We start from the raw sequence: 22,318 nt of genomic DNA, 5'->3' as shown, positions 1-22,318 counted from the left end.
AGGCGAGCTTGGGCATCACCTTTCGCAAGGAAACGTTCCGCGACGACTTCACCTTCAGGAACAGCCCTGAGCACATCAGGCGGTTCCCGTTTCCGTTCCACGAAGACAGCTACATGTATGCGGTCAACATAGAGCCGCATGTCGTCGGCCCGAAAGGCTCGGTGCTGGAGAACCTGATCGACGTCGACGAGCACTATGTCGCCGAGATGCAGGACCGCGCGATGGCGCTGGCCGAGGATCCGCTGCGCTGCCAGTCGCTGCCGCACATGACGCTCGCCGGCTGGGACCTGCTGGAACTTTTGATGGAGCAGCAGGCGCTGGGCTATCCCGAGCATTTCACGCTGACGCGGGACGGCGATCGCTGGCGCTGGATCAACCGGCCGCTCGGCATCGACGACACCTTCACCTTCGCCGACACCTCGACGCTGCCTTACGGGCCGATGGAATACATCACCCGCCAGAGCCAGGGCGATTTCTGCATCCTCGACCAGCGCGACGGCAATCTGTGGATGGATGCCGGCATGGTCACCACCCAGGCCGACTGGTCGCTCGATTTCGACATCGGCATGAATTTCTTCGAGTGGCACGCGCCGGTGCCGCTGGCGCACGAGAAGGGGATTTTCGTCAGGGCGCTGAAATTCCTCACCAATATCCAGCAGGGCAAACCGGCGCGGCGGCTGAACTGGACGATGACCATCAATCCGCGCCTCGACACCAGCCCCGAAAATTATCACAAGTGGGGACCGGATCGTACGACCGTGACGCCCGAAAACGTCGGCGACAAGGTGCATCTGCGGGTCGAGTTGCAAAGCTTCTGGCGGCTGCCGCGTTCCAACGGCATCGTCTTCCCGATCCGCTGTTACCTGATCAAGATGGACGAGCTGGTGACGCAGCCGAAATGGGCACGGCGCCTGCACCGCGTGATCCGCGACCTGCCCGAGGAACTCGCCAATTATAAGGGGCTCACGCGTTACCGGCCGACGCTGGTGGAATGGCTGTCGAAGCTGGATGACGGCAGCCCGACATCAGCGGGATTTGGGCCGGATTGAAAGCAAGGCCCCCTCATCCGGCCCTTCGGGCCACCTTCTCCCCGAGGGGAGAAGAGACTTGGCGCCGGCGCACTCCTCTCCCCTTGGGGAGAGGTCGGATTGCCCCGAATTGCTCTTCGCAATTCGGTTGGCAATCCGGGTGAGGGGGGCTGCGGCGGCCCGCCTAACCCGCACTGTTCTGCGGATAGCAAATAATCGACAGATAGCGCATCGGCAGTTTCGTCAGTTGCTCCGGCCCATGCGGCGCGTCGGCGTCGAAGAACAGGCTGTCGCCGGGCTTCATCGGGTAGAGATTGCTGCCGTGCCGGTAAACGACCTCGCCCTCGAGCATGTAGAGGAACTCCATGCCCTCGTGCTGGAAGGTCGGGAACACGTCCGAATCCTCGGTCAGCGTGATCAGATAGGGTTCGACGACGACGCCGCTGGTGTTGGAACCGATATGGCCGAGCAGGTTGTACTGGTGGCCGGCGCGCGTGCCGCGGCGCTCGACATCGAGGCCTTGGCCGGCCTTGACAAAGACAGCACTTCGCTCCTCCTCGAAGCGGCGAAAGAAGGCGGTGACGGGAACGCCCAGCGCCCGCGACAGTGCCTGCAAGGTGGTGAGCGACGGCGAGGTGATGCCGTTCTCGATCTTCGACAGCATGCCCAGCGAAATGTCGGTGGCGACCGCGAGATCCGCGACGGTGATGCCGAGCTTCTTGCGGAAGGCCCGCACCTCGCGGCCGATCGCGACCTCCAGCACTTTTTCGCGGGTGTCGCGAATGGCGTGCGGGTTTTGTGTCAGCGGCGCGCGGATGGTCCTGCCGTCCGCCGACACCTTCGGCGACGGTTTTGCCTTTGCGCTCGCGGGAGCCTTGGTATCCGAAATTGCCTTTGCCATGTCGCCCCCCAATCGTCAGGATTTATTTCACTCAAGGTGAACATGTCAGGTGCCGATACGGAGCGCAACCGCAACGGCAAGCCATCTTATGTCGCACGCGGCAGTGCGGCCATCGCGGCCGCCGTGGGTTTTTCGCCAGGAATCCGCTGCGCGTAAACGCCGTTCCCGCAGATGTCTGTTGACAGCACCAAGCGGCCAATTACTGTCACTGCCAGTGAAATTTGTTTCGCTGGGGAAATCAAAAAAATGGAGGCCCGGAAATGAAAACTCGCGTTGCCGTCATCGGAGCCGGACCGTCCGGTCTGGCCCAGCTCAGGGCCTTCAAGTCGGCGGCCGACAAGGGTGCCGACATTCCCGAGATCGTCTGCTTCGAAAAGCAGTCCGATTGGGGCGGCCTGTGGAACTACACCTGGCGCACCGGCCTCGACGAGCACGGTGATCCCGTGCACGGTTCGATGTACCGCTATCTCTGGTCGAACGGGCCGAAGGAATGCCTGGAATTCGCCGACTATACCTTCGAGGAGCATTTCGGCCGTCCGATCGGCTCCTATCCGCCGCGCGCCGTGCTGTGGGATTACATCAAGGGCCGCGTCGAGAAATCGGGCCTGCGCAAATGGGTGCGCTTCAACAGCCCGGTGCGCATGGTCACCTTCTCCGACGAGACGAAGAAATTCACCGTCACCGCGCATGACCGCACCAATGACGTCACCTATTCGGAAGAGTTCGACAATGTCGTCGTCGCCTCGGGGCACTTCTCGGTGCCCGACGTGCCCTATTTCGAGGGCTTCTCGACCTTCAACGGCCGCATCCTGCACAGCCACGATTTCCGCGACGCCATGGAGTTCAAGGGCAAGGACATCCTGATCATCGGCCGCTCCTATTCTGCCGAGGACATCGGTTCGCAATGCTACAAATACGGCGCCAAATCGATCACCTCCAGCTACCGCTCGAAGCCGATGGGTTTCAAATGGCCTGAGAATTGGAAGGAAGTGCCGCTGCTGCAGAAGGTCGTCGGCAAGACGGCGCATTTCAAGGACGGCACCACCAAGGATGTCGATGCCATCATCCTGTGCACCGGCTATCTCCATTCCTTCCCCTTCCTCACCGACGATCTCAAGCTCAAGACCGCCAACCGCATGTGGCCGTTGGACCTCTATGAGGGCGTCGTCTGGGAGAAGAACCCGAAGCTTTCCTACATCGGCATGCAGGACCAGTTCTACACCTTCAACATGTTCGACGCGCAGGCCTGGTTCGCGCGCGACGTCATCATGGGCCGCATCAAGCTGCCTTCGGCAGAGGCGATGGCGGCGCACGGCGCGAAGTGGCGCGCCCGCGAGGAAACACTTGAGGACGCCGAGCAGATGATCCGGTTCCAGGGCGACTACACCAAGGAATTGATGGACCAGACCGATTATCCCGGCTTCGACGTCGAGGCGGTCAACCAGACCTTCATGGAGTGGGAGCATCACAAGGCGGAAGACATTATGAGCTTCCGCGACCACGCCTACCGCTCGCTGATGACCGGCACCATGGCGCCGCTGCACCACACGCCCTGGCTACAGGCGCTGGACGACTCCATGGAGAGTTATCTCGAGGTGAAGGGCGTCGCGGCGGAGTAGCCGCGGCGCATCTTGCTGACTATCCCAGCCTTGCCCGGGCCTTCGCCGTCCACGCATTGAACAGCCGGTCGGCGACGATGCCGATGAAAGCGATGGCCAGGCCCGCGACGATGCCGCGGCCGGAATCGGCCTTCGATAATGCGATGAACACTTCCTGGCCGAGATCGCGCGTGCCGACCATGGCGCAGATGATGATCATCGCCAGCGCCATCAGGATGGTCTGGTTCACGCCCAGCATGATCTCCGGCAGCGCCAGCGGCAGCTGCACCCGGAAAAAGGTCTGGCGCGGCGTGCACCCCGAAACCTTCGCCGCCTCGATCAGAGCCGGCGGCACCTGCCGGATGCCGTGATTGGTGTAGCGGATTGCCGGCACCACGGCGAAGGCGACCGTGGCGATCATCGCGGTGACATCGCCGACACGGAACAGCATCACCACCGGAATGATGAAGCAGAAGGATGGCAGCACCTGCAACGTGTCGATGATGGGCGTGACGATCTTTTCGAAACGGTCGCTGCGCGCCGCCGCAAGCCCGATCGGAATGCCGACCAGGCAGGCGATGAAGGCCGAGATACCGCAGAGATAGACCGTCGCCATGGTCTTTTCCCAAAGGCCTGTGATGGCACAGAAGGCGGTGAGTGCCGCGACAAGTGCGGCCAGCCGCAAACCTGACAGCTGGTAGCCGGCAAGGCCGAGCAAGAACACCGCGCCCAGCCACGGAAATCCCTCGCAAAAGGCGCGCACCGGATTGAGCACATTGAGGATCAACGCCACCCGAAACGCCTCGATGATGTCGAAGAAGTTGATCGTCACCCAGTTCACAGCCGCTTTCCACAGTGGCGCGGTGGTGAAGGTGATCGCCTTCGGCACGGCCGCGAAGGCCGGCACGAACAGGCCGAGCAGCGTCGTGACGACAAGGATGGCGATGGCCAGCGTCAGACTGGGGTAGCGCCGCCAGAAACGCGGGCTCGCCGACCGGTGGACATTTCCTGTTGCCTGCTTGTGGGCGATGGCCTGGCTCAGACGGTCGAGCGCGATGGCGAGCGCGACGATGGCAAGACCGGCCTCCATCGCCTCGCCAACCTTCAGCGCGCGCAGGGCGAGCAGCACGTCGTAGCCGAGCCCGCCAGCGCCGATCATCGAGGCGATGATCACCATGTTCAGCGCCAGCATGATAACCTGGTTGACGCCGACCATCAGCGTCGGCCGCGCCGACGGCAACAGCACGCGCCACAATTTCTGCCGCGCCGTGCAGCCGGCCATTTCGCTGAAGTCGTCGATCTCGGACGGCACCCGCGACAGGCCGAGCATCGTTGCCCGCACCATCGGCGGCGTGGCGAAGATGGCGGTGGCGATCATCGCCGAGACCGGGCTGTTGCCGAACAGCAGCAGCATCGGGATGAGATAGGCGAAGGTCGGGATCGTCTGCATCAGGTCGAGGGCGGGGGAGACGATGAACCGCTCCGCCCACGGCTTGCGCCACGCCCAGATGCCGAGGAATAGCCCGGTGACGATGCAGAACGGCACGGCGATCGAGATCAGCGCCAGCGTCAGCATGGCGCTGGTCCACTGGCCGAACAGCGCGATGTAGAGAAAGCAGCCGCCAACCAGCATGCCGAGTTTTCTGCCACCGGTCGCGTAGCCGGCAAGGAACGCCGCAGCGCAGACGCCAACCCAGGACAAGCGCGGCAACACGGAAGCGTCGGCGCCATGGCCGAACTTGAAATTCTTGGCCAAGAGATTGAGCGCGAAGTCGAGCGGCACGCCGAGCACCGCGGTGATCGAGCGGGTCAGCCAGGACAGGTTCGACTTGATCCAGCCCATCAGCGCGCTGACCCAGTCGGCGACAGGAACGACCGCCTCGACTGGATAGTTGACGGCCCATGGCAGTTTGTCCTGCAGCAGGAACACCACCAGCACGGCGGCAAGCGCGAGCACCCAGATCACCAGCCACCGCTGAATCGGCGGCCTTGCCTGGCTGGCGCTTGCCGTTACCGTCATGCGCCGGCTCGCTCGATGCCGGCCAGCAGATCGATCACCGCTTGCGGCGTCACTTCGCCGATCGGCTTGCCGGTGCCGTTGATCACCGCGAAAGGCTTGCCTGCGGCGACGATGCTGGCCGAGAAACTCGCTATCTTGGCCTCCGGCGCCACCGTGCCGCCATGCTCGGCGCCGTCGCAGGCACGCATCAGGCTGCGCGCCGAAATCACCTTGGCGCGGTCGACGTCGCGGGTGAACTCGGCGACATAGTCGGTCGCCGGATTGACCACGAGTTCCTCCGGCGTGCCGATCTGGATGACTTCCCCGTCCTTCATGATGGCGATGCGGTCGGCGAGCCTGATAGCCTCGTCGAAATCATGGGTGATGAAGACGATGGTCTTGTGCAGCATGGTCTGCAGCCGCATCAGCTCGTCCTGCATTTCGCGGCGGATCAATGGGTCCAGCGCCGAGAACGGCTCGTCGAGAAACCAGATCTCGGGTTTCGTCGCCAGGCTGCGGGCGATACCGACACGCTGCTGCTGGCCGCCGGACAATTCGCGCGGATAGAAATGCTCGCGCCCGCGCAGGCCGACGAGTTCGATGACTTCGCGGGCGCGCGCCTCGCGTGTCGAACGATCCTGTCCCTGGATGCTGAGCGGGAAGGCGATGTTGTCGAGCACGTTGAGATGCGGCAGCAGGGCAAAGTTCTGGAACACCATGCCCATGCGGTGGCGCCTGAGTTCTATCAGCGCGGCATCGGAAATCTTGAGCAGATCCTTGCCTTCGAACTCGACCTTGCCATGTGTCGGTTCGACCAGCCGCGACATGCAGCGCACCAGCGTCGACTTGCCGGACCCCGACAGACCCATGATGATGAAAATCTCGCCCTGCCGGATCTCCAGATCGACGGCGCGCACCGCGCCGACTAGCCCCGCCGCGGCTATGTCGGTCGTGCTGGCCTTGCCGTTGCGCTCGCGGATGAAGTTGGCGGCGTTCGCCCCAAACAGTTTCCAGACATTATGGCAGGCAAGTTTTATCGGGCGGGGATCCTTTCCCGTCGCGTTTGATGCCTGTTCAATAGCTTCCGTCATTCAGTCGTCCTTCTGGAACACTAGGAATTGAGACCTAGCTGGTACCAGCCAGGTCTCCCTTTTCCAGTCGGAGCGATCACTGCGCCCAGGCTTTCCAGTCGGCGTCGTGGGCGGCGATCCAGGCGGCGGCGACGTCTTCCGGCGTCTTGCCGTCGAGGTCGATCTCGCCGCTCATCTTGTTCAACTCATCGGTATCGACCGTGTAGGCCTTGGCCACCTTGTAGGCGACCGGCCATTTGTCCTTCATGCCGTTCCAGGAGTATTTCCAGATCTCGCCATGCGGCTTGCCGCAGTCGTATTTGGCGTCCGGGTTCACGCCCCATTTCGGGTCGTTGTAGCATTCGGGCGTATATTCCGGGAATTGCACCCATTCGCCCTTGTATTTTGCGGGCGCCCAATGCGGCGAATAAATCCACAGCATGATCGGCGCCTTGCGCTGATAGGCGGAATCGAGTTCGGCGAACATCGCGGCATCGGTGCCGGCATGGATGACCGTGAAGGGCAGTTTCAGCGCCGCGACGCGTTCGTCGTCAAAACCTTCCCAGGTCACCGGGCCGCCGAGATAGCGCCCCTTCGGCGCCGTCTCGGCGGTCGAGAACGATGCCGCGCAGGTGGCGTCGAGCAGTGCATGCCAATCTGGCAAAGTCGGGCACTTTTCCTTCATATATTCGGGAAACCACCACTCTTCCTTTGCCTTCGGGCCGAGCTTGCCGAGCCGTTCGGTCTGGCCGGTGGCATCGGAGGCCTTCATGGCTTCGCCGGCCGTGGTGTCCCAGTACTCCAGGCCGACATCGAGGTCGCCATTGGTGAGGCCGGTGGTCAGGCTGGAGAGATAATCGGCGGTCGGGTATTCGACGGTGTAGCCGAGCTTTTCCAGGATGCCGCCGAGAATCTTGGCGTTGAGGTTGACGCTGGTCCAGTCGAACAGCGCGATTTTGATCGGGTCGTTGGATTCCGGTGCCGCTGCCTGCGCTGTTGGCGTCAGGACACTTGCCGCGGCAAATGCAAAAGCTCCCATTGAGAATTTCGAAATCACACTGCGAAGTGGCATTGCTTGGTTCTCCTTCAAGCTGTGACGGTTATCGGTCGTTCCCTTCTTGCGTCTTTTCTTGATTGTGTTGGAAAGGCTGGCTGTTGCGCAAGGCCGTTGTCGCCATGTCGCGGCCAAGGACGGCGCAGGCGTGATGATGCTCGATTTCGGTGATGACGGACGCTGCCGAGGCGGGCAGTCTCATGGCCGATCGATCGCCGCGATGGCGATCATCCGCGGATCAATTGCCAGTCCTGCGGCGCCCTGCAAGCTGCGAGCCATCAAGGTCCCATGATCCCAAGCATTCCGGCGGAATTGCTCTCGGCTATAGCCCCAGCAAGCCCCATCTCGCCAGCGCCGTTTCATAGGATGAAATTATATATACCAACGTTCATGCCGCGCAACGACTAACGCTATGTTCGCGGCGGAATTTCAGACTGCAAGCGAAGCCGGCCGACGCAGGCGGGACATGGCTGGCATGCCCTGTTTACCAGCAGACGTAGCCGCCATCGACGATCAGGTCGAGGCCGGTGACGAAGCTCGACGCGCGGCTGGCCAGGAACACTGTCGGCCCGACCATTTCCTCGGGCGCCGCCATGCGTCCCATCGGCGTGTCGCGTTTGAAGATCTTAACCTCTTCGGCCACCTCGGGGCGCTTGTTCATCGGCGTCAGCGTGTAGCCCGGGCTGACGACATTGACGCGCAGCCCGCGATCGGCCCACTCCATGGCGAGGCTCTTCGACATATGGATGACGGCGGCCTTCGAGGAATTGTAGTGCGCCTGCGTCAACCCGCGATTGACGATGGTGCCCGACATCGAGGCGATGTTGATGATCGAGCCCTTGCCCCGCGCCAGCATCTTGCGCGCTTCGGCCTGGCAGGACAGGAATACGCCCGCGACATTGACCTCGTGCACTTTCCGCCACTTTTCCAGCGGCAGTGTCTCGGCTGGTTCGGAGCCGGCAATGCCGGCATTGTTGACGGCGACCGTCAACGCACCGAGTTCGGCCTCTATGCGATCGATGGCCGCCGCGAGATCGCTATCCGAGGTCACGGTGCCGGTCAGCACCAGCGCCCGGCGGCCGAGTGCCGTGATCCGGTGAGCGGTTTCGTCCAACCCGCCCTTCGACGTATGGCCGAAACAGGCGACATCGGCGCCTGCCTCGGCCAGCCCGATCGCGATTGCCTGGCCAATGCCGCTGCCGGCACCGGTGACCAGCGCGACATCGCCGTCCAGTTTGAAAAGATCCATTGGTAGCCCTCCCTTGTTGAGAGAGGTTATGCGCGTTGCCGTACTTTGATCAATCTCAGAAGTCGCAAGCCTTTGGGCGCCGGTCACCGGACCAGGCCTTGAGCGGGTGCGGTCATTGATCGACTGCACGCCGGTCCAGAAGGGCAGGCACATATGTTCGGCGCCGGCAATGTCGAAGGCGTCGCGGCCGACCAGCCGTTGGGCGAGAACATCATTGATGATGGCGGCGGCCGCCGGCGTCGGCGGCGTTGCCTTGGTGCTGCGGATCGTCAGCGGCCGATCTCGAAGAAGGGCTTGCCCAGCATGCCTGGATCCACATCGATGCCGAGGCCCGGGCCGTCTGGAATGCCCATGCGGCTGCCGGTGACCGGCGGCGCATTCGACGCGGTGCGCACCGTGACCCATTCATGGAAGGCGATGGCGTGCAGCCGGCGCTCCTCTGGCGTCGACAGCGACAGATGCGCCATGGCTGATGTGTCGATCTCGGCGCCGCCGGTGTCTTCCACCGTGATCATGAAGCCGAGATCGACGGCGACGTCGCGGATCAGCCGCGTCTGCGTCACGCCGCCCAGCCGCGAGATCTTCAGCGTCAGCCCGTCGGCCGCGCCCCTGCGGTGGATTTCCAGCATCGCCTCAAGCGAGGTGACGGATTCGTCGAGCACCATCGGCTTGTCGAGCATGCGGCGCACCGACATGTTCTCGTCGATCGTCGTGCAGGGCTGCTCGAACGTATAGTCGATCGCCCGCGTCGCATCGGCGAACCGGCACGCCTGGTACGGCGTCCAGCCGGCATTGGCGTCGCAGAAAATGACAGTGCCTTTCGGCACCGAGGCGGCGACCGCGGTGACGCGTTCGATATCGTCATGGACATTGCCGCCGACCTTGACCTGCAGCCGGTGAAAGCCGTCCTTGACGATGCGCCCGGCAAGTGCGGCCATTTGATCGACCGTGCCATGGGTGACGACCTTATAGAGTTCGGCCGTGTCGCTTTCCTTGCCGCCGAGCAGCGTCACCAGCGGCACGCCGGCCGCGCGGGCGGCGAGATCCCAGCACGCCATGTCCAGCGCGGACTTGATGTAGGGGTGGCCCTTGAACACGGTGTCCATCAGCCTGCTGATGCCGGCAAGTCCACGCGGGTCCTGGCCGATGAGATGCGGCGCGATTTCCGGCACGCCGGCACGCGTGCCGGCCGGGAACGCGGCCGAGTAGAAATTGCCGAGCGGCGCCATCTCGCCCCAGCCGGTCAAGCCGCTGTCCGAGGTGATGGCGACGATCACCGCGTCGAAGCAGTCGGCGACCCGCCCCTTGGACATGCGGTAGGGGCCGTCCACGAAGGGCTGCACGACGCGATAGGCTTTGATGGTTTCGATCTTCACTTTGCTGTCCGTTGTCCGCAGGGGTGTCAGTTCTTCGACGCGCGCTTTTCAAGGCTGCGCGCATAGGCGAGAAGCTCTTCGAAATCGAGGTCGATATGCTCGCGCGCATGGCGCTGGGCGGCGCGAATGTCCGAGCCCTTGAGCAGCGCCACATAGGTCTCGTGCAGGTCTTCTGCAGGCACCGGCTCGTTGCGGGCGCGCTGATGCAGGGCGAAATACATCTGCAGCCGGCTCGTCAGCCTTTGCCAGGTTTCCAGGAGCACCGAATTGTCGGCCCATTCATGGATCAGACCATGCAGTTGCAGCGCGGTTTCGATCTGCCTTGTGGTGTCGCGGTCGCGCGTCGCCTGCTTCACCGCCTCGTGGCGCCGGTCGAGTTCCTCGAAGAAACGCTGGTCGCGCTGCTTCCACATCCTCTCGATGGCGAACTCGTCCAGCACCTTGTTGAGCGAATAGGCGTCGTCGATGTCCTTGGCGGTGACATTGATGACGAAGGTGCCAGCATAGGGGACGCTCGTCAGGATGCCTTCCTGCGCCAGCTCGCGCATCGCTTCGCGCAGCGGCGCGCGGCTGACCCGCATCTGTTCGGAAATCCTGAGCTCGTTGAGCTTCTGGCCGGGCTCAAGCTGACCGGTCAGGATCGCGCGCCGCAGCAGTGCCACGATTTCGGCACGGCGTGTCGTGTCGGCAATCGGACCGAACTCCGTCTTCACCATCCGGCCCACTCCAGCGAGAACAGATGGCAAGACAATCAGATTGTCGACAATCTAACAAGAGGTCGTGGTCTGATTTCTCAGTTTCCGACGGCCGGCCGCGCAGACGTCGCCGCTCCGGTCGGCTTGCTCGTGAAAACGGCGCCCTCGGCCTGAGAAAAGGCCGAGGGCGCCGCGCGGAAACCGGGCCTGCGGGGGAGTCAGGTAGCCGGTTTCTGTGGGAGAGGCGAAATCGGCATTCCGGGGCCGATCTTCTGCAGATTGCCTGTGATCACTTGGTCGCCTTCGGCGACGCCGCTAAGGATGGCGACCATGTCGCCGCTGGTCGGCCCCAGCGAAACCAGCCGCTGGTCGACCGTATTGCCCTTGCCGACAACGTAGAGATATTTGCCGAGCTGGCTTGATCCCAGTGCGACCTGCGGCACCATCAGCGCATCGGGCTGTTGTTTGACGTGCAGCCGCACGCGAACATACTGGCCAGGCAAGAGCGTGAACTTGGCGTTGCCGATGGTGGCGCGTGCGGTGATCGTGCCGGTCGAGTGATCGATCGTGTTGTCGATAAAGGTGAGCTCGCCCTTCTGGTGGGCTTCGGTCTCACCCGGAAGCAGGACCTCGACCTCGATCGGGCCGGCAGCGCGCGCTTCCTCGATCTGCGCCAGATCCGTCTCGCTCGGATTGAAGGTGACGTAGATCGGATCGAGCTGGACCAGCGTGTTGAGCACGGTGCCGGCAACGCTGACCAGCGTTCCCACGGAAGCCTGGTTGCGGCCCAGGCGTCCGGCGAACGGCGCGTGGATTTCAGCATAGCTCAGATTGAGCTCGGCAGTGCGCACGGCAGCCTGGTTGAGCGCCAGCGACGCCTGCGCCTCGCGCAAGGTGCTGGTGCGCTGGTCGAAGCTGTCCTTGTCCAGGTAACCGCTCTTGGCGAGCTCGGTACCGCGGCCGAGATTGGAACGCGCATAATCGAGGGTCGCCGTATCGCGTTGAACCTGTGCCTTCGCCTGGTCGAGCGCGGCCCGAAAATCATCAGGCGAAATCTTGTAGAGCAGGTCGCCCTGCCGCACATCGGCGCCGTCTTGCGCCGTCTGTTCCTGCAGGTAGCCGGGGACGCGCGCCTGCAGCGTGATGCTGCGGATCGGCTCGGTCCGCGCGGCATAGTCGAGATAGATCGGGATCGTCTTCTTGACCACGCTCGCCACCGGCACCGGCATGACGAACGCCGCTGGAGCGGGCGCCGCCCCGGCCGTGCCGGCATTCAGGCTGAGATTGCCCATGTCCAGCAGGTGGACGCTGGCCACCGAGATCGCACCCAGCGCGACTGCCGTTCCCAACGCGATTTTCCATTTACGCATAGTGAGTCTCCAATCTTATTCAGCCGCTTCCGCCAGGGGAGGGAAGGCGGGTTTGGCCGTTGGTTCAGTGTGTTGAGAGGCGGGCTCGTCGCCGCCGCGCCGTTCGCGCAGCTGCTCGATGACCGCGTAGAAGACCGGCACGAACACCAGCGACAGGATGGTCGCCGCGACCATGCCGCCGAACACGGTGGTGCCGATCGATTGACGGCTTGCGGCACCCGCGCCGGTGGCGATCATCAGTGGCACCACGCCGAGGATGAAGGCAAACGCGGTCATCAGGATCGGCCGTAGTCTCAGCCGCGCGGCCTCCATCGACGCCTCGATGATGCTGAGGCCTTCCTCGCGCCGCCGTCTTGCGAACTCGACGATCAGGATCGCGTTCTTGGCCGCCAGGCCGATCAGCATGACGAAGCCGATCTGCGAATAGACGTCGATCTGCATGCCGCGCGCCCAAAGTGCGGCGAACGCGCCGAACAGGGCGAGCGGCACCGCCAGCAGCACCATGAACGGCATCGCCCAGCTCTCGTACTGCGCTGCCAGGATCAGGAAGACGAAGACGATGGCCAGCGCAAAGACCACCGACGCGATCGATCCTGCCTTGAGCTCCTGGAAGGTGATGCCGGTCCATTCGAAGCCGAAATCCCTGGGCAGTGCTGTCGCCGCGGCCCGTTCCATGGCGGCGACTGCCTGGCCCGACGAATAACCGGGCGCAGCGCCGCCATTGATGGTGGCCGAGGCGTTGTTGTTGTAATGCGGCACGGTTTCCGGGCCGACGAACGGCACCAGCTTGCCCAGCGTGCTGAGCGGCACCATGCCACCGGAAGCATTGCGCACATAAAGCCGTGAAATATCAGCCGCACCCGCACGTGAATCCTTGTCGGCCTGGATGGTCACCCGGAAGGTGCGGCCGAACAGGTTGAAGTCGTTCACGTAGAGCGAGCCGAGATAGATCTGCAGCGTGTTGAAGACGTCGGGCAGGTTGAGGCCGAGCAGCTTCGCCTTGGCGCGGTCGAGATCGTAGTTGAACTGCGGCGTCGAGGTCGAGAAAGGCGAGAACAGCTGCTGCGGATTGATTTCCGGCTGCTTGCGCGCCTCGGCGATCACCGCTTGCGTGGCATCATTGAGGGCCGTGCTGCCGCGGCCGGTGAGGTCCTCGACGACGAATTCGAAGCCGCCCGTGGTGCCGATGCCAGGGATGGAGGGCGGATCGAACGAGAGCGCGAAGGCCTCCGGAATCTGCATCAGCTTGCCGCGCACGTCGGCGACGAGCTTGGAGGCACTCTGGTCGGGGCCACGCTCCTCCCACGGCTTGAGGATGGCGAACTCGACCGCCGAGTTCGACTGCGCTGCGCTGGTCAGGAAGTTCAGGCCGCTGATCGAACCGACGATGTCGACGCCGGGCGTGGCCTGCAGGATGTCGCGCGCCTTCTGTGCCACCGCATCGGTGCGCTCCAGCGAAGCGCCGTCGGGCAGCTGGATGACGACGAAGAAATAGCCCTGGTCCTCGACCGGGAGGAAGGTCGAGGGCAGCTTCTGCCAGACGAAGTAGGTGGCGACGAGGCCGGCCGCGAACAGGCCGAGCATGATCCAGCGCAGCCGGATAAGGATGCGCGCGCCATTGGCGTAGGCATGCGACAGTCTGTCGAAGCCTGTGTTGAACCAACGGAACAGGAAGAATTGCGTCTCGCCGCGATGGCGCAGGAAGGCAGCACTGAGCGCCGGGCTGAGCGTCAGCGAGTTGAAGGCGGAGATGCCGACGGAAATCGCCACCGTCAGTGCGAACTGGTTATAGAGCTTGCCGGAGACGCCGGGAATGAAGGCAACCGGCACGAACACGGCCATCAGCACCGCCGTGGTCGCAATGATGGGGCCTGTCACCTCGGCCATGGCGGCTTTTGTCGCCGCCAGTGGTTTCAGTCCGGCCTCGAGCTGTCGCTCGACATTCTCGACCACGACGATGGCGTCGTCGACGACAAGGCCGATGGCCAGCACCATGCCGAGCAGCGAGAGCATGTTGAGCGAGAAACCCATCATCTCCATGATGACAAGTGTCGCCACCAGCGACACCGGAATGGCGATGGTCGGAATGATGGTCGTGCGCCAGCTCTGCAGGAAGATGAACACCACCGCCACGACGAGGACCAGGGCTTCGCCGAGCGTGATCAGCACGTCATGCATCGAGGCCGAGACGAAGCGCGTCGTGTCGTAGTGCATCGCATAGTCGACGCCCTTGGGGAAACGGGCCGACAGTTCCTGCATCTTGTCCTTGACGCGCTGCTGCAGATCGAGCGCGTTGGAACCGGGCATCTGATAGACGGCGAGCACCACGGTCGGGTCCTTGCCGAAGAAGGCCGACGACGAATATTGCAGGGCGCCGAGCTCGATACGAGCAACGTCGCGCAGCCGCACCAGCGAACCCGTATCGGTGTTGGCACGCACGACGATGTCGCCGAATTCCTTGGGGTCGCTCAACCGGCCGACGGCGTTGACCTGCATCTCGAAGGCGGTGCCGGCGGGCGCCGGCGATTGGCCGATCTTGCCGGCCGCCACCTGGACGTTTTGTTCGGCGATGGCGTTCTGGACGTCGACGGCGGTGATGCCGAGATTGGCGAGCTTGTCCGGGTCGAGCCAGACACGCATCGAATAGCGCCGTTCGCCGAAGATCTGCACGTCGCCGACACCAGGCAGCCGCTTCAGCGGATCCACCACCTGCAGATAGGCAAGGTTGGAGAGCGCCACCGGATCGACGGAATGGTCGGGCGAGGTCAGGTTGACGATCAGGACGAAATTCGGGTTCTGCTTCTTGATCGTCACGCCGCCCTGGTTGACGATCGCCGGCAGCGACGAGGCCGCCTGCGAGACGCGGTTCTGCACGTCGACGGCGGCGGTGCTCAGGGAATAGCCGACATCGAAGGTGATGGTGATGGTCGACGAGCCGTCATTGGAGCTCGTCGACGACATGTAGGTCATGCCCTGCACGCCGTTGATCTGCTGCTCCAGCGGCGTCGTCACCGTGTCTGCCACCACCTGCGCGCTGGCGCCCGGATAGTGGGCGCTGACCACGACCTGGGGCGGTGTGATGTCGGGAAACTGCGAAACGGGCAGCAGGAAATAACAAATCGTCCCGGCGAGCACCATGATGATGGCGATGGCCGAGGCGAAGATCGGACGATGGATGAAGAAGTTTACCACGACACGCACGCCTCTCCAGCCGCTCTTGCCCGCCCGAAGGCGCTGGCGACTCTGGACAATTGGCCGTGCCGGTCACGGGACCCTTCCCGTGAACGCAGCAACGGCACCTCGCGACGCTGCCCATCGGCGAGCGAGCGCAACATGTTCTCGAAGGCGCGGGGGTCGACCCCATCTGCTTTCATGACCAGCCGGATCATCGGATCCCGGACGGCCTCATCTATGGTAAGATCGCGGCGCTGTGGCATTGGCCGGCTCCTTGTCTGTCGATTCGCAGCCCATGCTCGCGAACCGTTTTTCATCTCTTCACCGGCCGAAGCCGCATGATTGGCAGTCTTTTCGTCCATCTCGATCTGGTAGGACCAGTTCACGACCTTGTTATTGACGACGGACGTTATAGGTGTTACCAGTAAGTAACATTCTGGAAGTTACAGACCGGTAACACCCTAGTCAAGAGGTGGCCGAGGGTTTTTTGGAAACGAAAGGAGATCATGATGACAGACGGCGTCGTGGAGCGCTCTCGTCCCCGGGATCGGATTCTGGAGACGGCGCGTGACATGTTCCACAAGCACGGCATCAAGGGCGTCGGGGTCGACGCCATCACCGAGGCTGCCGGCACGAACAAGATGACGCTCTATCGTCACTTCGAGTCCAAGGACGAACTGATCGTCGAATGCCTGCGCGCCAACGCGTTGAAGGCTGGCGCGATGTGGGAAACGTTCGAGGCCGAGCATCCGGGCGACAAACTCGCCCAGCTTCACGCCTGGGTTCGCAAGGCCGCCGCCATGCTCAACACCGACGGCCGCGGCTGCGACATGGCCAACGCCGCCGCCGAACTGACCGAACCCGATCATCCGGCAAGGCGCGTGATCAAGGAACTCAAGGAAGCCCAGCGCGAACGCCTAGTCGGGCTCTGCCGGGATGCCGGCATCGGCCAGGCCGAACTTCTCGCCGATACGCTGTCGCTGCTGTTTGAAGGCGCGCGCGTCAGCGTGCAGACGGTTGGTGCCGAGGGCCCCAGCACGCAGTTCGTGCGCATGGCGGAAGGGCTGATCGTTTCCTTCCGGGGCACTGCCGCCGGTTAAAGTTTTGCCGTGGCTGTCGGTGATTTTGCCGGTCGCATGACCGAGGTGATGCCTGCTGCAGCATTCCCGTTGACTGAACGAAAAAAGCCCGCTGCCGGGAGGAGGTGGCAGCGGGCTCGATTTCGAATGTGGTGCGGGAGGAGGTGCACCCCATTCAGCATCGGCATCGCATCTGGGAGGAGTAGATGGCCGACAACCAGAAACTACGAATTGCCCAATGATTCGGCAACAATGAATTGTGCATAGCTGCTGTGCAGATTCGCCGTAACGCTGCGTGAATTCAGGAAGTGCGACCTCACTGCACCGGCACGTTTTCCCTGAAAATCAGTCGCGGCTCAATGAATTTGCGCGTGAGATAGGGCGCCGACGATGCGATCGAGCCGAGCAGTTGGATCACCGACTGCTCCGCGATCAGCCTGGCGTTCTGGTCGATCACGACGTCGGCGAGGTCGTCGACGAGATAGCCGCGTGTTTCCCTTGTCAGGTCGTGGCAGATGAACACCGGCTTGCGGTTGGGCCTGGCTTCCCGGATTGCTTTGGCAATGCCGGAGCGCCCGGCGCCGACGCAATAGATGCCGAGCAGTTCCGGTTCGTTGTGCAGCGCCTTCATGGTCTCGGCATAGCTTGCGTCCGGCTCGTCGTTGATCTCAACGGCGCTGCTGACGGTGAGGTTGGGAAATTCCTCGGCAAGTACGGAGCGGAAGCCCATTTCTCGCTCCTCATGGCCGCGATAGGAGCGCGAGCCGACGACCATCGCCAGCTGCCCCTCGCGGCCGCCGAGAAAGCGTCCCATCAAAAGTGCTGCCGTCCGTCCCGCCACGCGGTTGTCGATCCCGACATAGGCCGAGCGGGGTGCGGCCGGAATATCGGACACCAGCGTCACCAAGCGGATGCCGGCCTCGACCATATCGCGCAGGATGTTGTGTGTCCTGGGATGATCGACCGCGATGACGCCGACGCCGTTGGCGCGCAGCGACAGTCTTTCGGCCGCTGTCCGCAGCGCATTGGGCGAGATGCCGGCCAGATTGTGGATTCGGCATGACGCCACAAGCGGCAGGCGCGAGGCGTAGTCCTCGATATGCTTTGCCAGGTCCTGCATGAAGGCGTTGCTGCCGATCGGCAGGAAGAATTCGAGGTTTGCGGGCTTCGAGGGAAGCGTCACCTGGTCGGCGACCGGCAGATAGCCGAGCTGCTTGGCGGCCTCCATGACGCGCTGCCTGTTGGCGGCGCTCGCACCGGGCCGATTGTTGAGCACCCTGTCGACCGTTGCAGTCGACAGCCCACAGTTCCTGGCAATGTCGGAGACGGTGGCCTTCATGCCGCGACCCTATGCGTCGATGCTCCCTCAGTGCCCCGGCTTGCCGTCGGCGAGAGCGTCGCGGATGTCCTTGTCCGACATGCCGGTAATGATGCGCTCGACTTCCGTCACGGTCGTCGTCTTCGGATCGATGTCGTCGGCGACGACCTTGCCCCTGCGCATCACGATGATGCGATCGACCACCTGGAAGACATGGTGGATGTTGTGCGCGATGAAGATGCAGGAGTGGCCGGAATCGCGGGCGTTGCGCACGAAGCTCAGCACCCCTTGTGTTTCGGCGACGCCGAGATTGTTGGTCGGCTCGTCGAGGATGATCAGGTCGCTGTCGAAATGCATGGCGCGCGCGATCGCGACCGCCTGCCGCTCGCCACCGGAGAGCGAACCGATCGGCGTCGTCGGCGGGATGTTCTTGGAGATGCCTACTTGTTTGAGCAGATCGCGGGCGACCGTGTTCATCGCGTCCTGATCCATGCGGTTGAGGAAACGCGGCGGCTTGATCGGCTCACGCCCCAGGAACAGGTTGCGCGCGATCGACAATTGCGTGACCAGGGCCGAGTCCTGGTAGATGGTCTCGATGCCATGGGCAATGGCGTCGCTGGTGCTGCGCAAGTTGACCTTCTTGCCGCGGATGAAGATATCGCCGCTGGTCAGCGGCACCGCGCCGGAGAGAACCTTGATCAGCGTCGATTTGCCGGCGCCATTGTCGCCCAGCAAACCGACGATCTCACGCTCGTTGACATGGAAATTGGCGTCCACCAGCGCCTGCACGCGCCCATAGGACTTGCGGATGTTCTGCATGCGGATCAGTGGCTCGGCCATGGTTCAAGTCCCCGCCTGATGCCGGCGTTCCAGCCATGAATGCAACGCCATCATGCCAAGGATGATCGCGCCGATGAAGATGTTGTAGGCAAGGCCGGGCACACCGATCAGCACGATGCCGTTGCGCATCACGCGCAGGATCAGGATGCCGAGCACGGTGCCGATGATGGTGCCGCGCCCGCCGGTCAGCGCCGTGCCGCCGATCACCACCATGGCGATCACCTCGAGCTCGTAGCCGGTGCCGCTGTTGGGGTTGGCGGCGGATGTGCGCAGCGAGGAGATGACGCCGGCAAGCGAGGCCATGAGCGACGACAGGACGAACAAGCCGACCTTGACGCGGTTGACATTGACGCCGCGTGCCCGCGCCGCGTTGGGATTGCCGCCCGCCGCCTGGATCCAGTTGCCGGTCCGGCTTTGCGTCAGAACATAGCCAAGCGCGATCGCCGCGGCGATGAACCAGAACAGCGACATGTAGATGCGGAACGGCCCGATGAAGAAATCGCCGACCAGCGCCTTCGCCAGCCAACTGCCTTCGGCGCTCCAGGTGCGCTGCGGAAACCCGTCGGTGATGAAAAGCGCACTGCCGCGCACCACCAGGAGCATGCCGAGCGTCACCAGGAAGGACGGGATCTTGAGCTGCGTGACGAACCAGCCATTGACCAGGCCGATAAAGGCGGCAACCACCAGCGCGACGACGAAGCCCATCTCCAGGGAGGTGACGCCGGCATTGAACAGCGTCCACATCAGCACCGGCGAGAAGCCGAACAGGGACCCGACGGAAAGGTCGAATTCGCCCGACGTCATCAACAGCGTCATCGCCAGCGCGATCAGGCCGAGCTCGACGGTGAAGGCCAGCGTGTTGGAGATGTTTTGCGGTGACAGGAAGTCGTGGTTGAAACCCCAGAAAACGGCGATCTCTACGATGAGCAGAACGAAGGGGCCGAATTCCGGCCGCGCGATCAGGCGTTGGGTGAGCGAATGATTTTCCACTGGGAACCCGCGACATGGTTGGAACGGGCAGCGACCTCCACCGCACGCATCGGGTGGACATAGCCGCGGCACAGGAAGATATCTGGCGCCGTGCGAGATGCGCGGCGCCAGGGATCGCGGACTATTTGCCGGACAGGATCTTGTCGTAGACCGCCGCGGTGTCCTTCTCATAGAGCGCGCCGGTGATGACGTTGAAGCCCGGAGGAATACCGCTGGCCGCCATGTTGGCGAGCGACAGCGCCACATAGCTGGTCGCCTGCGGGTCCTGCCACTGGCCGGCATTGACGTAGCCGTTCAGCACTTCCTGGGTGGTGTCGAGCGAGTTGCCCCAGCCGACGACCGGGATTTCGCCCGGCTTGACACCGACCTGGTCGAACACGCGTTTGATCGAACCGGTGACGAGGTCGCCCAGGCCGATGATGGCTTTGACCTTGCCCTTGTGGGCGGTGAGGTAGTCGACCATGCGGTTGATCACCTCGGCCTGGTCGAGCGTCGCTTCGGTCACCTCATAGGTGATGCCGAGCGGGCCGAAGACGCTCTTGATGCCCTCTTCTTCCTGCACGCCGTAGGTGGCGCCGGGAATCTCGACCGGCATCCAGACGAAGTCGCCCTTCTTCACCAGGCCCTTGTCGACCAGATACTGCGCCCAGTGCTTGCCGAAGGTGACGTTGTCGCCGCCGACATAGGCGTTGAAATTGGCCTTGGGATCGGGCGTGTTGAAGTTGATGATCGGGATGTTGGCCGCGCGCGCTTCCTTGACGATCTCGACCAGGCTGCCCGGATCGGGGCTGGTGGTGACGATGCCGTCGGCCTTGGCCGAGAGGGCGGCGCGCACCGCTTCCTGCTGCGAGGCGACGTCGCCATTGTGGAACGAGGTGTTGACGGTGTTGCCGGTGTCCTTGGCCCATTGCTTGGCGCCGGCGAGGAAGTAGGTCCAGACCGGGTCGGCCGGTCCGCCATGTGAAATCCAGTAGAACGTCTTGGCCTGCGCGGCTACCGGAATGACCGTCAGCGCGATCAGCAGGCCGTAGAGCACAAGTCTCAATCTCGTCAGCATTTGATTTCCTCCCGGTTGAAGATGATCCGTCCCTTGTTCCGGCTTCAGCCGGATTGCGTCTTTTGCCAGCGCCGCTCGGATGCCTAAGAGCATTCCCTTTTTCGGCGGATGGCAAGCCTCCATCTGCAAGTCGTAATTGGCGCCTGACGCGGCGCCATCAACGACCCCATCAGATCGCATCAGTTGGGATGATTTTTTCCGGGCAGTCGGATGATTGTCGCCGAGGCTCAGCCGAGCCGACTGTCGATCATGTTTGGGCGGTCACTTGGGGCGAAGTCCCCGAAGAGCCGCTTAGAGCAGGCCGGCCCTGGCGAGGTCGCGCATCAAATGGCTGGCGCCGTAGGTCCAGTGCGGGCAATCGGGCGATAGCCGCACGCGGTTGACCAGCGCGCCGAATTTTTCCGACGAGATGGTGACGATGTCGCCGACCTTGTGCGTGAAACCCTTGCCCTTTTCGCCGCGATCCTTCGACGGCACGAACATCGTGCCGAGATAGAGCGCCAGTCCGTCAGGATACTGGTGGTGCGGCCCCATGGCCGCGGCAACCAGCTCTTCCGGCGAGCGGCTGATCTCGGCCATCGAGCTTGCGCCCTCCAGCGAAAATCCGTCGTCTCCCTCGACCTTCAGGCGCACTACGGCCTGCTTCACGTCGTCGATGGAGAACGTGTCGTCGAACAACCGGATGAAGGGGCCAAGGGAGGCCGAGGCGTTGTTGTCCTTGGCCTTGCCGAGCAGCAGCGCCGAGCGCCCTTCGACGTCGCGCAGATTGACGTCGTTGCCGATGGTGGCGCCGACGATCCGGCCGCTCGAGGCGGCGATCATGGCGATCTCCGGCTCCGGATTGTTCCAGGTCGACACCGGGTGCAGGCCGACGTCGGCGCCGAAGCCGACCGAGGCCATCGGCTGGCATTTGGTGAAGATCTCGGCATCGGGGCCGATGCCCACTTCCAGATATTGCGACCAGGCGCCGCGCGAAATCAGCTTGGCCTTGATCTCCATCGCCTCGGGCGAACCGGGCTTGAGTTTCGAAAGGTCATGGCCGATCAGGCCGGCAATGTCGGCGCGGATGGCGTCGGCCTTTTCCGCCGAGCCGCGCGCCTGTTCCTCGATCACCCGTTCGAGCAGGCTGACCACGAAAGTGACGCCGGACGCCTTGATCGCCTGCAGGTCGACCGGGGACAGCAGGGAGGGTTTTGCCGGATCACGCGTGGCTTCGAAACTGTTGGCCGCAATATCGTCGAGCGGGCCGATCGGCGTACCCTTGGCCGAGCGCACATGGCCGGCAGGATCGGTCATTTCGCAGACGTCACGGATGGTTGGCGCCGCGTTTGACGTGATGTCGACGACGGTGCCGTCGCGCACCGTGACCACCATGGGATGCGAGGCGGCCGGCAGTCGAGCGCGGCCGAGAAAGACACCGTCACCGGGGAGGTTAATCGTGTTCGTCATCGTTCTCTCGTTGTTGGGCGGGACAATCCGGATTGTGAAATTCCGACGGCCTCTCTTCAAGTCAAATCGTG

Annotated in this window: 17 protein-coding genes; 3 read left to right on the top strand and 14 right to left on the bottom strand. The window is 63.2% G+C overall.

The genetic code is table 11. The features are described 5' to 3' along the window. Positions 1-8: 8 nt before the first annotated feature. Positions 9-1,049 (top strand): DUF3445 domain-containing protein, encoded by a 1,041-nt coding sequence (locus FJW08_RS18220; RefSeq protein WP_140811741.1) that lies wholly within the window; start codon positions 9-11, stop codon positions 1,047-1,049. Positions 1,050-1,212: 163 nt separating this feature from the next. Here the strand turns inward: FJW08_RS18220 and FJW08_RS18210 are convergent, their stop codons facing one another. Continuing rightward, the gene (locus tag FJW08_RS18210) at positions 1,213-1,929 is read right to left on the bottom strand and encodes an XRE family transcriptional regulator (protein WP_140507935.1); all 717 of its coding nucleotides are present in this window, start codon (positions 1,927-1,929) and stop codon (positions 1,213-1,215) included. Between the two features lie 260 nt (positions 1,930-2,189). Here FJW08_RS18210 and FJW08_RS18205 point away from each other — a divergent pair, with 260 nt between their 5' ends. Next, entirely contained in the window at positions 2,190-3,548 is a 1,359-nt protein-coding gene (locus FJW08_RS18205) for an NAD(P)/FAD-dependent oxidoreductase (protein ID WP_140811739.1), read from the top strand. A 19-nt stretch (positions 3,549-3,567) separates the two neighbouring features. On the opposite strand, the gene FJW08_RS18200 is transcribed toward FJW08_RS18205, so the two are convergent. From FJW08_RS18200 to FJW08_RS18160, 8 genes are all read right to left on the bottom strand, one after another. Further along, on the bottom strand, positions 3,568-5,547 hold the full coding sequence (locus FJW08_RS18200) for an ABC transporter permease subunit (RefSeq protein WP_140811738.1): 1,980 nt from the start codon (positions 5,545-5,547) through the stop codon (positions 3,568-3,570). Next, a complete protein-coding gene (locus FJW08_RS18195) occupies positions 5,544-6,617 on the bottom strand; it encodes a glycine betaine/L-proline ABC transporter ATP-binding protein (RefSeq protein WP_140757629.1) in 1,074 nt (357 codons plus the stop codon). Before FJW08_RS18195 ends, FJW08_RS18200 begins: the two co-directional genes overlap by 4 nt. A 76-nt stretch (positions 6,618-6,693) precedes the next feature. Then, positions 6,694-7,668: an ABC transporter substrate-binding protein gene (locus FJW08_RS18190; protein ID WP_140811737.1), complete on the bottom strand. Its 975-nt coding sequence runs from the start codon at positions 7,666-7,668 to the stop codon at positions 6,694-6,696. Between the two features lie 466 nt (positions 7,669-8,134). Then, positions 8,135-8,899 carry an SDR family oxidoreductase gene (locus FJW08_RS18185; RefSeq protein WP_140811755.1) on the bottom strand — a complete coding sequence of 255 codons (765 nt, stop codon included), beginning with the start codon at positions 8,897-8,899 and terminating at the stop codon, positions 8,135-8,137. Between the two features lie 269 nt (positions 8,900-9,168). Continuing rightward, positions 9,169-10,275: a mandelate racemase/muconate lactonizing enzyme family protein gene (locus FJW08_RS18175; RefSeq protein WP_140811736.1), complete on the bottom strand. Its 1,107-nt coding sequence runs from the start codon at positions 10,273-10,275 to the stop codon at positions 9,169-9,171. 26 nt (positions 10,276-10,301) lie between these two features. Continuing rightward, positions 10,302-10,991, bottom strand: coding sequence for a GntR family transcriptional regulator (locus FJW08_RS18170; RefSeq protein ID WP_140811735.1), 690 nt, complete (start codon positions 10,989-10,991; stop codon positions 10,302-10,304). Positions 10,992-11,188: 197 nt separating this feature from the next. Then, entirely contained in the window at positions 11,189-12,340 is a 1,152-nt protein-coding gene (locus tag FJW08_RS18165; RefSeq protein WP_140811734.1) for an efflux RND transporter periplasmic adaptor subunit, read from the bottom strand. Between the two features lie 15 nt (positions 12,341-12,355). Further along, a complete protein-coding gene (locus tag FJW08_RS18160; RefSeq protein ID WP_140811753.1) occupies positions 12,356-15,532 on the bottom strand; it encodes a multidrug efflux RND transporter permease subunit in 3,177 nt (1,058 codons plus the stop codon). Positions 15,533-16,023: 491 nt separating this feature from the next. On the opposite strand from FJW08_RS18160, the gene FJW08_RS18150 reads away from it, so the two are divergent. Beyond that, positions 16,024-16,614, top strand: a complete 591-nt coding sequence (locus FJW08_RS18150) for a TetR/AcrR family transcriptional regulator (protein ID WP_015318879.1) — start codon at positions 16,024-16,026, stop codon at positions 16,612-16,614. A 295-nt stretch (positions 16,615-16,909) separates the two neighbouring features. Here FJW08_RS18150 and FJW08_RS18145 read toward each other — a convergent pair whose 3' ends face one another. The 5 genes from FJW08_RS18145 to FJW08_RS18125 form a co-directional block, all read right to left on the bottom strand. Next, a complete protein-coding gene (locus tag FJW08_RS18145) occupies positions 16,910-17,932 on the bottom strand; it encodes a LacI family DNA-binding transcriptional regulator (RefSeq protein ID WP_140811733.1) in 1,023 nt (340 codons plus the stop codon). A 27-nt stretch (positions 17,933-17,959) separates the two neighbouring features. Continuing rightward, the gene (locus FJW08_RS18140; protein ID WP_140811732.1) at positions 17,960-18,751 is read right to left on the bottom strand and encodes an ATP-binding cassette domain-containing protein; all 792 of its coding nucleotides are present in this window, start codon (positions 18,749-18,751) and stop codon (positions 17,960-17,962) included. 3 nt (positions 18,752-18,754) lie between these two features. Then, positions 18,755-19,741, bottom strand: a complete 987-nt coding sequence (locus FJW08_RS18135; RefSeq protein ID WP_140811731.1) for an ABC transporter permease — start codon at positions 19,739-19,741, stop codon at positions 18,755-18,757. A 121-nt stretch (positions 19,742-19,862) separates the two neighbouring features. Continuing rightward, the gene (locus FJW08_RS18130) at positions 19,863-20,798 is read right to left on the bottom strand and encodes a substrate-binding domain-containing protein (protein WP_140811730.1); all 936 of its coding nucleotides are present in this window, start codon (positions 20,796-20,798) and stop codon (positions 19,863-19,865) included. 291 nt (positions 20,799-21,089) lie between these two features. Beyond that, the gene (locus tag FJW08_RS18125; RefSeq protein WP_140811729.1) at positions 21,090-22,247 is read right to left on the bottom strand and encodes a fumarylacetoacetate hydrolase family protein; all 1,158 of its coding nucleotides are present in this window, start codon (positions 22,245-22,247) and stop codon (positions 21,090-21,092) included. Positions 22,248-22,318 lie beyond the last annotated feature (71 nt).

Origin of the sequence: Mesorhizobium sp. B3-2-1 (genome assembly GCF_006439515.1) — a bacterium.
In the GTDB taxonomy this organism is placed as follows: Bacteria; Pseudomonadota; Alphaproteobacteria; order Rhizobiales; family Rhizobiaceae; genus Mesorhizobium.
This window is presented reverse-complemented; position numbering and strand designations above follow the sequence as displayed.